Genomic DNA, 11,683 nt, shown 5'->3' on the forward strand with positions numbered 1-11,683 from the left:
TCGCGCACCCCGAAGAGAGACACTGAGATCCACACCCGACACGGGAGACAGCACTCATGATGACCACGCACCACACCGAGGGAACCGCCGGCGACCAGCACGTCAGTCACGATCACCTCGCTCAGGACGCAGACGGAGGTCACGAGGGGCACGGAGGTCACGAGGGACACGCCGGGCACGAGGTGCACGGTGGTCACGCCGGGCACGGCGACCACGTCGGCCAGTTCCGGCGCCTGTTCTGGATCAACCTCATCATCGCGGTGCCGGTGGTGGCGTTCTCGCCGATGTTCGCGATGATCTTCGGCTACGACGTCGCCGACTGGGCGCGGTTCGTCTCTCCCGTGCTCGGCACCGTCATGTACGCGTGGGGCGGATGGCCGTTCCTCTCGGGTGCGATCGGCGAACTCAGGGCGCGCACGCCGGGGATGATGCTGCTGATCGCCCTCGCGATCACCGTCGCGTTCTTCGCCTCGTGGGGCGCGACCCTCGGAATCCTCCACCACGAGCTCCAGTTCTGGTGGGAGCTCGCCCTTCTCATCGTCATCATGCTGCTCGGCCACTGGATCGAGATGAGATCCCTCGCGCAGACGACCTCTGCGCTCGACTCCCTCGCCGCGCTGCTGCCCGACGAGGCCGAACGGGTCGAGGGTGACGCGATCGTCATGGTCGCACCCGCCGATCTCGTCGTCGGCGATGTCGTCGTCGTGCGCCCCGGAGCGAGCGTTCCGGCCGACGGTCGTGTCATCGACGGGGCAGCCGCGATGGATGAGTCGATGGTCACGGGCGAGTCCCGCCCCGTCACCCGCACGAAGGGAGACACGGTGACCGCGGGCACTGTCGCGACCGACTCCGGCCTGCGGGTCGAGATCACCGCCACCGGCGACGACACCGCACTCGCCGGCATCCAGCGCCTGGTGGTCGACGCGCAGAACTCGTCGTCCCGGGCGCAGCGCATCGCCGACCGCGCAGCCGCACTGCTCTTCTGGTTCGCCCTGGTCTCGGCGGCCCTCACCGCGCTGGTGTGGACTCTCGTCGGAGATCCGGATGCCGCCGTCGTGCGCAGCATCACCGTGCTCGTCATCGCCTGCCCGCATGCGCTCGGCCTCGCGATCCCGCTGGTCGTCTCGATCGCCACGGAGCGCGCTGCCCGGGGTGGTGTGCTCGTCAAGGACCGCCTGGCGCTCGAGAGCATGCGCACCGTCGACGCCGTGCTGTTCGACAAGACGGGCACGCTGACAAAGGGCGCACCGACCGTCACCGCCGTCGAATCGATCGGTGGCATCGACGCCGACCGCCTGCTCGCGCTCGCCGCATCCGCAGAGGCCGACAGCGAGCATCCGCTGGCTCGCGCCATCGTGCGCGCGGCAGAAGACAGAGGCCTGACGGTGTCGAAGGCCTCGGGGTTCTCGTCCTCTCCGGCGGTGGGAGTGACCGCCACCGTCGATGACAGCGAGATCCGCGTGGGCGGGCCGAAGCTCCTCGACGAGGTCGGAGGCCGAGAGATCGCCACCGCAGACGCATGGCGAGGCGAGGGTGCCATCATCCTGCACGTGATCGTCGACGGGCAGGTGGCCGGAGGAGTGAAGCTCGCCGACGAGGTGCGCCCGGAGTCTCGTGACGCTGTCGACGCCCTGCACCGCCTCGGTGTCGAAGTGGTCATGATCACCGGTGACGCCCAGGCCGTGGCCGAATCCGTGGCGACCGAGCTCGGCATCGACCGGGTGTTCGCCGGTGTGCGCCCCGAAGACAAGTCCGCGAAGGTCAAGGAGCTGCAGGCCGAGGGCAAGAAGGTCGCGATGGTCGGCGACGGCGTCAACGATGCCCCCGCGCTGGCTCAGGCCGACGTCGGCATCGCGATCGGTGCCGGCACCGACGTGGCCATCGCCTCGGCCGGCGTGATCCTCGCGAGCTCCGACCCCCGGTCGGTGGTCTCCGTGATCGAGCTCTCCCGTGCCGCCTACCGCAAGATGACGCAGAACCTCTGGTGGGCGGCCGGGTACAACCTGCTCTCGGTGCCGCTCGCCGCCGGCATCCTGGCGCCCGTCGGATTCGTCCTCCCCATGTCGGTCGGAGCCGTGCTGATGTCGCTGTCGACGATCGTCGTCGCTCTCAATGCGCAGCTGCTGCGTCGCATCGATCTGTCTCCCGAGGCGAGCGTCCGGGCCGTTCTGGGGCGGTGAGGAACTGATCGCAGAGATGTCGCGGCATCTGTGCGGCAGTGCAGACGTGGTGCGAGAATCGGATGCAATCCGAGATCGGTTCGGCGTCGAACAACTCTCGGACATCGAGCCCGTCGACGGTGCGGACGCTCGCCTGGCCGAGAGGAAGCCCATGAGACTCGCACAGACGCTCAAGCGGATCGAGCTCGAGACACGCCCGATCCATCCCGAGACGCGCCGCGCTCTCGCCATCCGCTGGTCGGAGCTGCCCGAGCATGCGAAGACGCCGAACCAGCTCCTCGGACGCTGCGCCGTGGGATGCGAGGGAACGCACGGCGTCTTCCCCAAGTGCAACCTCACGTGTTCGCCCTGCTACCACTCGGCTGACGCCAACAAGGTGCGCATCGACGGCGACCACACGGTCGACAACGTCGCGCGACAGATGTCCTACCTGCGCCAGGTGCGGGGGCCGCGAGCTCACGCGCAGCTGATCGGCGGCGAAGTCAGCCTGCTGTCGGCCGAAGACCACGCCCAGGCGCTTCTCGCCATGCGAGCGGTCGGGCGCGAGCCGATGTCGATGACCCACGGTGACTTCGAATACGACTACCTTCTCGACGTGGTGCTCGACGAGGATCGCAAGCCGAGGTTCGACAAGGTGTCGTTCGCCGCCCACTTCGACTCGCTCATGCGGGGGCGCAAGGGTGCGGTGCGGCCGCACAGCGAGGCCGAGCTCAATCCGTTCCGCGAGAAGTTCGCGCAGATGTTCATCGATCTCAAGCGCGACCACGGCGTCGACAGCTACCTCGCGCACAACATGACCGTCACGCCGTCGAATGTCGACGAGGTCGAGCAGGTCACCCGCGACGTGCTCGAGATGCCGTTCGACATGATGTCCTTCCAGCCGGCCGCGTTCATCGGCGACGATCGGCGGTGGCGGGAGGACTTCGGCGAGGTCACGATCGACGCCGTGTGGGAGCGGATCGAGGCGGGTGCGGGGCACAAGCTGCCCTGGCAGGCGACGCAGTTCGGCGACCCGCGGTGCAACCGGTCGACGGTCGGCGTGCGTGTCGGCGGCGGTTTCGCGGCGCTGCTCGACCCCGACGACCCGAAGGACATCGCGGCGCGCGACCGATTCCTCGACCACTTCGGCGGCATGATCTTCGGCGGCATCCCGAAGCCGGTGCTCGTGGTGAAGGTCGTCCGTGCGATCGCCGGCCACCCGGGCGACATCCCTCCGCTCTTCGGTCTCGCCCGACGCGTGCTCCGCCGTGCCGGCGGACTGCGTCGCGTGCTGCGCGAGGCACGCCGAGGCAAGGTCTCGTTCAAGACCTTCGTGGTGCACAACTTCATGGATGCCGAGCAGGTCGATCCTGCGTGGAAGCTCATGGAACAGGGCATCGTCGCCGACGACCCGCTGCTCAAGGAGACGCAGGAGCGCCTCGGCTCGTGCATGTACGCGATGGCGCACCCGGAGGACGGGCGCCTGGTTCCGGCGTGCGTGCAGCACTCCGTTCTCGACCCGATCGAGAACATCGAACTGCGACGACTGCTGCCGATCCCGTCGGTCCGCGACGGCGCCGAACCGCAGGTGGTCTCTCGGCCTTCGGGTCTCACGGGCGTGCGGGAGACGGGCGCGTCCCGAGCCACCACCCGCTGATCCGCGACGGCCGTCTGCGCCGAGGAGCCCGGCGTCGGTGGCGGGATCAGCCGGCGATCACGTGAACGGCCGTGGTCGGCAGCGCGAGCCGCACACGGTCGCCGAGCTGACACCGCTGCGTCGGTGGCGCCTCGGCATGCAGCGCGGCGTCGCCGCAGCGCACGACGATGTCGGACCGCGCACCGGTCACCCGGACCGACTCCACGACGCCCGAGATCGCGCCCGACGGGGCCGCCCGATCGCCGTCGTCCGCGAGCACGGCCACGTCCTCCTGACGGATCACGAGTGTTCCGGCACCTGCCGGCGTCTCAGGCGGCACCGGCACCGAGCCGAGCGCGCTGTGGTGACGCCCGTCGCGAACCTCGCCGGCGATCGCGTTCCGACCTCCCATGAGCTGCGCCGCTCGCAGATTCTGCGGCTGGCGGTACGCCTCGCGCACGGTGCCCTCGTGCAGCAGCACGCCGTGCTCGACCAGGGCGATGCGATCCGACGCCCGTGCCGCCTCGTCTCGATCGTGTGTGACCAGCACGATGGTGGGCGAGACCGCACGGCGCACGGCCTCGAGAAGGTCGTGCATGTCGCTGCGCAGCGCGGGATCGAGAGCGCTGAACGGCTCATCGAGCAGCAGCACCGCCGGCTCAGCGGCGAGAGCCCGGGCGATCGCGACCCGCTGCTCCTGACCACCCGACAGCTCGCCGACCCGGCGCTCGCCGAACCCCTGCAGCTGCACCATCTCGAGGTAGTCGTCTGCGCGGGATCGCGCAGCCCTGCGGCTCATGCCCGACACGCGGTCGGAGAACGCGACGTTGTCGAGGATCGAGAGGTGCGGGAAAAGCAGCGAGCGTTGGAAGACCATCCCGACTCCGCGACGCTCCGCCGCGACCCCGGCGACATCCGTGCCGCCGATGCGCACCGTTCCGGCATCCGGGTCTTCCAGCCCGGCGATGACCCGCAGCAGGGTGCTCTTGCCCGACCCGCTGGGGCCGAGCACGGCCGTGCAGGTGCCGGCGGCCACCGTGAGAGAGAAGGCCCGCAGTGCAGGCGTCGGCGAGCCGGGGAATCTCTTGTCGAGTCCGTCGAGGACGAGGTCGGCGCTCACGCGGAAGCTCCTGGGGTCGTGGGGTGGGGAGACGAGGCGGCGGAGGTGGTGTTCGGGAGAGCGGATGGCCTGCGGCGCCTTCCGCCAGCGGCTCGGCCGGATCCACGCAGGGTCAGGACGGCGACGAGGAGGAGCACCGGGGGGATGACCGCTCCGAGGGACATGACGGCGACGGCGGCGTCGTTGCCGAGACCGGCGGCGGCTCCTGCCACGATCAGCGGAAGGGTGACGAGCTCGCCGCCGCCGACGATGACCGTCACGATGTAGTCGCTCCACGCGACGAGGAAGGCGAGGAACGCGGCCCGCGCGAGCGCGGGGGCGATCATCGGCAGGTGCACGCGGCGCAGCACTCGAGAGGGCGTGGCGCCGAGCAGTCGCGCCTCCTCTTCGTATGACAGGTCGTAGGCGCCGTACGCGGCGCGCATCACGAACGTCGTGTACGGCAGAGCGAGCACGACGAGCACCAGGACCACGCCGACGATCGGAGGCACATATGCGCGCAGCAGCAGCACATTGACGCCGAGGACCGCGGCGAACGGCGGCAGGGCGATGGGTGCGAGCAGCAGCGCCGAGACCGTGCGAGGGAAGGGTACGGTGCCGAAGGTCAGCGCCCGCGCGGCGAGGGCGCCGAGAGGTGTGGCAACCGCGGCGACGACCGATCCGAGCAGCACGGACCGGGCGAATCCCGGCACCAGGCCGAAGCCCAGAGCCTCCTCGAGGCCCTGCACTCCCCATGCCGTGGGCAGGGGAGACGGAAACGACCAGGCGTCGGCGGACGCCCAGAGCACGAGGGGGAGGAACGGCAGAGCGAACCAGGCCACCAGCAGCATCGTCAGCGCCACGCGGATGACACGGCCGGCGCCTCGTGGCGTGGTGAGGGTGCTCTGCATGGTTCGGTTGCGCTGCATGGTGGGGGTGCTCTGCATCGGCAGGGTCGGCGACGGCATCCGATCACCGCCAGACGGCCGTGCGCCGGAGCGCCGCGAAGGTGAGGGCCACGACGGCGAGCGAGATCGTGCAGGTCACGAGCGCGACGGCCGCTGCCTCGGGACGAGATGCCAGAGAGACGCCCTGGAACAGCCGCACGGCGAGCACGGGCAGTGGCTCGGGGTAGGTGCGACCGAGCAGCCACGCCACCTCGTACGACCCGAGAGCGTAGACGAAGCTGATCGCGGCGCAGATGACGATCGTCGGCGCGGTCAGGGGCAGCAGCACATGACGGAAGCGCCGCCACCGGCCGGCGCCGAGCAGCGCGGCCGCCTCGTCGTAGGTGGCGATCCGGGTGGCGAGGGTGCCCGTGACGACGAGCGCGACGAAGGCGGACTCCTTCCAGGCGAACTCGGCGATCACGGCACCCCACAACGGACCCCCCACCCAGGGCGCCCACGACTCGGGCGGGATCCCGAGCAGTCGGGGCAGGACGCCAGCGTCGGAGAGCAGCAGCCCGATCGTCGCGGCGCCGATGAGGTGCGGCACGGTCACGGTCGTCGCGCCCAGGGCGGCGAGCAGGCGACTGCCCGCGCGACCGGACGCGATGACGACCGCAGCGCCCGTGCCGATGACGACGGCGATCACGGTCGACGCGGCGGCGACGGCGATCGACACCCCCGTCGCGGCGGCGAGGTCGCGCGGGTGCGCGAGGAAGGCGTCGATCCCGGGGGTCACGGGACCCGCGATGGGCATGAGTCCGAAGGCCTGGAGCAGCGTGGCGCCGATGCCGCCGCCCACCACGAGCAGCGTCACGAGGGCGGCGGGCAGCACCAGCAGCGTGCCGCGGAGGAGCTGACGGGCGCTCCCACGACGGCGCGCCACCGGCGCGAAGCTCATCGGTCGAGCACGCCCGTCCGCCAGCCCTCATCGAGCGCGGGGACCCACTCGGCAGCGAGCTCACCGTGCGCGTTCTCGGAGAGCACCTCGTACCCTGGCACGACCGGCGACGTCGGGAGGGCGTCGAACAGGGCGCGGTCGTCGTCCGGCAGGCTCTCGATATCGAGCACCGTGAACTGGCCCCACACGTCGGGCTGGGCCTTCGCAGCCTGCTGCTCCGCCGAGAGTGCGACGTTCGCAACGACCATCGCCCCCGCGATCGAGTCGGAGTTGGCGGGCAGGCCGAGGAAGCTCGCGTTGCCCACGGTGCCGTCCTCGAGCGGCAGCACGGTGGTCTCCGGCGGGTACGTCCCGTCGGCGACGAGATCGGTGAGTGTCGCGGGCCCGTAGGTCATCGTCATGTCGATCTGACGGTCGGCGAAGAGCTGACCGAGCTCGGCTTCGTTCGCGGGATACGTGTCACCGCCGCGCCACAGGCTCGGGGCCAGTTCGCTCAGTCGGTCGTAGAGAGCAGGGCTCAGCTCGTCGAAGGCCTTGTCCGAGTACGCCGCGGGCACCTCGTCGGCGCCGCCCGAGACGCTCGCCAGCACCTCGCGAACGAACACCGAACCGGTGAAGTCCGGCGGGGCGGGGTAGGTGAAGCGTCCGGGGTGGGCTTCGGCCCAGTCGAGCACCCCGGCGAGGGTCGTCGGCGGGTCGGGGATCGCCTCGGCGTTGTAGGCGAGCGTGAACTGCGCCTTGTGCCACGGGGCTTCGCAGCCGTCGACGGGCGTGCCGAAGTCCGACTGCAGCAGCGGGTCGTCGGGATCGGTGGCAGCCATCGACGGCAGCAGGTCGGTCCAGTCGCACAGCCAGGCATCGGCCTCCTTGCCGGTGCGGAAGTTGTCGCCGTTGACCCAGATGAGGTCGACCGTGCCGTCGGAGCGGCCGGCCTGGATCTCGGTGAAGACGCGGTTCAGCGCATCTCCCGTATCGGTCACGGGCACGCGCTCGAGCGTCACTCCGTACTCCGCGACGGCCGGGGTGAGGATGTCGTCGACGTAGGCGTTGCCCTGGTCGTCGCCGCCGTACATCCACAGCTGCACGGTCTGACCCTCGGCATCCGCGAGCACGGCATCCCAGTCGTCGTATGCCGTCGACGCGCTGCTCTCGGGTGCCGCGCAGGCCGTGAGGGCGAGCAGCGGCACGGCGAGAGCGAGGGCTGCGGTTCTCCGAGGTCGTCGTGCGATGCTGCTCATCAGGGGTTCCTCGCTTCGGAATCGGTGTATCGGCATATCGCGCCGGGCTAGGGTATAGGAGTCGGGGAGGATGCTGTGGACGCTGGTGATTCGCGTGTCAGAGACGCCCCCTCGAAGCGGTCGGCGATCGTCCGCCTCGTGCTTCTCCTCCTGTTCGTCGCCCTCGTCGGAACGGTTGGGTATTTCCTCGCTCCGAGCGACATCGACGCGGTGCGTGACTGGGCGGCGAGCCTCGGACCGGGCGGCGCGCTGCTCTTCGTGGCGGGGTACGCCGCCCTCACGCTGACACCGGTGCCCAAGAACCTGCTCACGATCGCGGCGGGTCTCGTGTGGGGATTCTGGCTCGCCCTGGTGCTCGTCTACGTCGGTGCCCTGCTGGGCGCCGCCGCGTCGTTCGTGATCGGTCGAGCGCTCGGCAGAGAGGCGGTCGAGCGGCTCACCGGGGCTCGGGTCGCGCGCCTCGACGCCGCCCTCGCGCACCGCGGATTCCTCGCCGTCCTCGGCGCTCGGCTGGTGCCGATCATCCCGTTCACGCTCATCAACTACGGCGCCGGGCTGACGGCGGTGCGACGACGCGACTACGCGCTGGGCACGGCCATCGGCATCCTCCCCGGGTCCGCCGCCTATGTGGCGCTCGGCGCGTTCGGGCTCGAGCTCGGACCGCCCTTCTGGATTGCGGTGGCCGTGCTGGGCGTGCTCATCCTCGGCGGCGTCGTGACGGCGGCGATCCTGCGTCGCCGCGGCGTAGACGGCTCGTCGTCGGCGCAGAGGACTGCGAGTGGCCACGATGCTTGACCGTTCTCTGCGGGCCGTGCTCGCCCGACCACTCGAGGTGACGGCCGCCGCCCTCGACCGCCCGGGGATCACTCCCGACCGCCTGACGGTGCTCGGTCTCGCGCTCGGCGTCGCATCCGCCGTCACAGCCGGATTCCAGCTGTGGTGGGTCGCCCTCGTGCTCTGGCTCGTCTCGCGGATCGCGGACGGTCTCGACGGCACCCTCGCCCGACGCCGCCGACGGCTGGCCGAGTCGCAGGGGCGGGACTCCGCGCCCTCCCACGCGGGCGGATTCCTCGACATCACCGCCGACTTCGTCGTCTACGGTGCCACGGTCGTCGGAGTCGCCTTCGGCGCCACGGCGCAGTTCGGCGCTCCGTGGTGGCCGTTCCTGCTGGTGCTCCTCGTCTACTACGTGAACGGCACGGCCTTCCTCGCCTTCTCCTCGATCGCCGAGCGCGCCGGGCGAACGATAGACGACGGGCGGTCGCTCTCCTTCCTCGGGCGGATAGCCGAGGGCACCGAGACCATCGCCGTGCATGCGCTGTGGCTCATCCTGCCGTTCTGGGCGTGGCAGATCGCGTTGGTGTGGGCGCTCTTCGTGGCCGTCAGCGCTGTGCAGCGCATCGTCGTCGGCTACCGCAGCCTGCGCTGAGTCGGGCCGGGCTCAGCCGCGGCGACGATGGATGCGGCCCAGGACGCGGATGCCGAATGCGAGGATCCCGCCGCGGAGGCCGCGCTGCGCCTCCTTCACGACGGCATTCCACCCGGCGTCGGAGTAGCTCGGGTAGGCGTGCATCGTCGTGGCCAGCGTGCGCACGTTCATGCCGGTCTTCACCGCCACGGTGTACTCCGCGAGCGACTCTCCGGCCCGCGGTCCGACGATGACGGCGCCGGTGACGCGGCCTCGCCGGTCGACGACGATGCCCGTGAAGCCGTCGGTGTGCCCGTCGGCGATCGCCCGATCGAGATGAGCGTGGGAATGCACGACCACTCGCATCCCGCGTCCAGGTGCATCGTCCGGCGTGATGCCGACGGCCGCGACCTCGGGCGAGGTGAACGTGATGCGTGGCACGACATCGGCGTCGATCTTGCGGGAGAGCCCGAGCACGGCGTTCGTCGCGGCGACGCTGCCGTACATGCCGGCGGTGTGCGTGAACCGCGGCAGCGGGGTCACATCACCGGCGGCACGGATGCGCGGGTTCGACGTGCGCAGCGAGTCGTCGACGTCGACCGCTCCGCGGCGATCGAGGCGCACACCGGCTGCCGACAGTTCGAGGTCTCCGGCCTCGACGCGACGACCCAGTGCCGCCAGCGCTCGATCGAAAGCGACCTGCGTGCCGTCGCTCAGCGTCGCGGTTCCTGACGGGGAGGGATCGTCGTCGGACCCGGCGGAATCGAAAGAGCGCACGGTCGTGCCGAGGCGCACGTCGACGCCGTCCGCCCGCAGCGCTGCGAGGACCACGGCGCTTGCCGCGGCATCCTCCTTCGGAAGCAGCCGATCACCGCGGTGCACCAGCGTGACCGCGCTGCCCAGACGCGCCATCGCCTGTGCGATCTCGCAGCCGATCGCGCCGCCGCCCTGCACCAGCAGCCGAGCGGGCAGTTCCTCCAGATCCCAGAACGTCTCGTTCGTCAGCACGTCGATCGACGCCTCGCCCTCGACGGACGTGCGCACCGGCGTGCTTCCCGCGGCGATCAACGCGTCACGGAACGCGATGCGTTCACCGCCGACCACGACGGATCGAGGGCCGTCGAACCGCGCGCGTCCGACGAGCGTGTGGACGCCGTCTCGGTTGAGCGTCTCGGGGGAGTCGACGGGCTCGATGTCATGGATCGCGGAGTGCACGTGCTGCATGACGGCGGGGAAGTCGACCCGGATCTCGCCCGCGGTCACGCCCAGCCCCGCACTGCTGCGCGCGGCGTGCGCGGCGGCGGCCGACGCGATGAGAGCCTTCGACGGCACGCAGCCGGTGTGCAGGCATTCGCCGCCGAACCGGTGCGCCTCGACCAGCAGCACGCGCGCGCCGAGCGCGGCTGCGGTGCGCGACCCGACGAGTCCGGCGCTGCCGGCTCCGATGACGACCAGGTCCCACATGCGTCCGCCTGCTTCACGTGCGGTCAGTGCGCGCGCCGGTCTGCGAGAAGGGGTGCTCATGCCTGAAGCCTAGAGTGGACCCGGAAGCGGGAGGGCTGATGGCGGCATTGATGCGGCGCTACGGCGTGGGTGCGCGGTGGTACGACGCGCTCTCGGGTGAGCGCCCGGTGTATCGGGCCGGACGCCTGGCGGGGATCTCTCTGCTCGACCTGAGCACCGGCGACGCCGTCGTCGACCTCGGATGCGGCACCGGTCTGAACTTCGCGCTGCTGCTCGACGCGACGGGGCCGTCGGGGGTCGTGATCGGCATCGATCGCAGCGCCGAGATGCTGGCCGTGGCCCAGAGGCGGATCGACCGGGAGGGCTGGGGCGACAGGGTGCGCCTGATCCGTGCGGATGCGGCAGAGCTGAGCCCCGAAGCGGTGGTCCAGGCCGTGACCGAGCTGCGCGGCGGTGGCGACGGCCGTGCGGATGCCCTGCTCGCCACCTACACGCTCAGTGTGATCACCGAGCGAGAAGAGGCCTGGCGTCGAGCGCGGGCGTGCCTGCGCCCCGGCGCACGGGCGTGCATCGTCGACATGCAGCCGTCGCACGGGTTCTGGCGTGTGCTCTCACCGCTGGCGCGTCTGGCCTGCGCGACGGGCGGGGCAGACATCTCGGCACGGCCGTGGCGGATGCTCGAGCGCGATGCCGTCGACCCCGCGTCGGTGCACCGGGTCGAGCGCAAGGGCGGGCACATCGTCGCGGTCGTTGCGACGGTCGACGGCGGTTCGCCGCTCTGACCTGACCGAGGGGTGACCGGAGCGGGGGGGGGGGGGGGGGGGGGGGGGG

General features: G+C 70.8%; 10 protein-coding genes. 5 read left to right on the plus strand and 5 right to left on the minus strand.

The genetic code is table 11. The features are described 5' to 3' along the window. Positions 1–59: 59 nt before the first annotated feature. Entirely contained in the window at positions 60–2,180 is a 2,121-nt protein-coding gene (locus tag OPU70_RS16970) for a heavy metal translocating P-type ATPase (protein ID WP_498558317.1), read from the plus strand. A 151-nt stretch (positions 2,181–2,331) separates the two neighbouring features. Beyond that, positions 2,332–3,816 (plus strand): hypothetical protein, encoded by a 1,485-nt coding sequence (locus OPU70_RS16975; protein ID WP_200933712.1) that lies wholly within the window; start codon positions 2,332–2,334, stop codon positions 3,814–3,816. A 46-nt stretch (positions 3,817–3,862) separates the two neighbouring features. Here the strand turns inward: OPU70_RS16975 and OPU70_RS16980 are convergent, their stop codons facing one another. Genes OPU70_RS16980 through OPU70_RS16995 form a run of 4 tightly spaced genes read right to left on the minus strand, consistent with a single transcriptional unit; the run spans position 3,863 to position 7,980 of the window. Beyond that, positions 3,863–4,915, minus strand: a complete 1,053-nt coding sequence (locus OPU70_RS16980) for an ABC transporter ATP-binding protein (protein WP_309693130.1) — start codon at positions 4,913–4,915, stop codon at positions 3,863–3,865. Beyond that, positions 4,912–5,862, minus strand: a complete 951-nt coding sequence (locus tag OPU70_RS16985) for an ABC transporter permease (protein ID WP_498558310.1) — start codon at positions 5,860–5,862, stop codon at positions 4,912–4,914. Before OPU70_RS16985 ends, OPU70_RS16980 begins: the two co-directional genes overlap by 4 nt. A 4-nt stretch (positions 5,863–5,866) precedes the next feature. Beyond that, positions 5,867–6,742 carry an ABC transporter permease gene (locus tag OPU70_RS16990; protein ID WP_498558311.1) on the minus strand — a complete coding sequence of 292 codons (876 nt, stop codon included), beginning with the start codon at positions 6,740–6,742 and terminating at the stop codon, positions 5,867–5,869. Next, positions 6,739–7,980, minus strand: coding sequence for an ABC transporter substrate-binding protein (locus OPU70_RS16995; protein ID WP_498558312.1), 1,242 nt, complete (start codon positions 7,978–7,980; stop codon positions 6,739–6,741). Before OPU70_RS16995 ends, OPU70_RS16990 begins: the two co-directional genes overlap by 4 nt. A gap of 75 nt (positions 7,981–8,055) precedes the next feature. Between OPU70_RS16995 and OPU70_RS17000 the strand changes: the two genes are divergently transcribed. Both OPU70_RS17000 and OPU70_RS17005 read left to right on the plus strand, forming a co-directional pair. Then, positions 8,056–8,775 (plus strand): TVP38/TMEM64 family protein, encoded by a 720-nt coding sequence (locus tag OPU70_RS17000; protein WP_498558313.1) that lies wholly within the window; start codon positions 8,056–8,058, stop codon positions 8,773–8,775. Beyond that, positions 8,768–9,409 (plus strand): CDP-alcohol phosphatidyltransferase family protein, encoded by a 642-nt coding sequence (locus OPU70_RS17005; RefSeq protein ID WP_498558314.1) that lies wholly within the window; start codon positions 8,768–8,770, stop codon positions 9,407–9,409. Before OPU70_RS17000 ends, OPU70_RS17005 begins: the two co-directional genes overlap by 8 nt. 12 nt (positions 9,410–9,421) lie before the next feature. Here the strand turns inward: OPU70_RS17005 and OPU70_RS17010 are convergent, their stop codons facing one another. Then, positions 9,422–10,912 (minus strand): dihydrolipoyl dehydrogenase family protein, encoded by a 1,491-nt coding sequence (locus tag OPU70_RS17010; protein WP_498558315.1) that lies wholly within the window; start codon positions 10,910–10,912, stop codon positions 9,422–9,424. A gap of 38 nt (positions 10,913–10,950) precedes the next feature. Between OPU70_RS17010 and OPU70_RS17015 the strand changes: the two genes are divergently transcribed. Further along, positions 10,951–11,634, plus strand: a complete 684-nt coding sequence (locus OPU70_RS17015) for a class I SAM-dependent methyltransferase (RefSeq protein ID WP_498558316.1) — start codon at positions 10,951–10,953, stop codon at positions 11,632–11,634. The last annotated feature ends 49 nt before the right edge of the window (positions 11,635–11,683 follow it).

This window comes from Microbacterium sp. SWDP-B6 (genome assembly GCF_059803615.1).

Coding starts and splice junctions, on each gene's coding strand:
- OPU70_RS16970 (WP_498558317.1), top strand. CDS start 60: ATGACCACGCACCACACCGAGGGAACCGCCGGCGACCAGCACGTCAGT.
- OPU70_RS16975 (WP_200933712.1), top strand. CDS start 2,332: ATGAGACTCGCACAGACGCTCAAGCGGATCGAGCTCGAGACACGCCCG.
- OPU70_RS16985 (WP_498558310.1), bottom strand. CDS start 5,862: ATGCCGTCGCCGACCCTGCCGATGCAGAGCACCCCCACCATGCAGCGC.
- OPU70_RS16990 (WP_498558311.1), bottom strand. CDS start 6,742: ATGAGCTTCGCGCCGGTGGCGCGCCGTCGTGGGAGCGCCCGTCAGCTC.
- OPU70_RS16995 (WP_498558312.1), bottom strand. CDS start 7,980: ATGAGCAGCATCGCACGACGACCTCGGAGAACCGCAGCCCTCGCTCTC.
- OPU70_RS17005 (WP_498558314.1), top strand. CDS start 8,768: ATGCTTGACCGTTCTCTGCGGGCCGTGCTCGCCCGACCACTCGAGGTG.
- OPU70_RS17010 (WP_498558315.1), bottom strand. CDS start 10,912: ATGAGCACCCCTTCTCGCAGACCGGCGCGCGCACTGACCGCACGTGAA.
- OPU70_RS17015 (WP_498558316.1), top strand. CDS start 10,951: ATGGCGGCATTGATGCGGCGCTACGGCGTGGGTGCGCGGTGGTACGAC.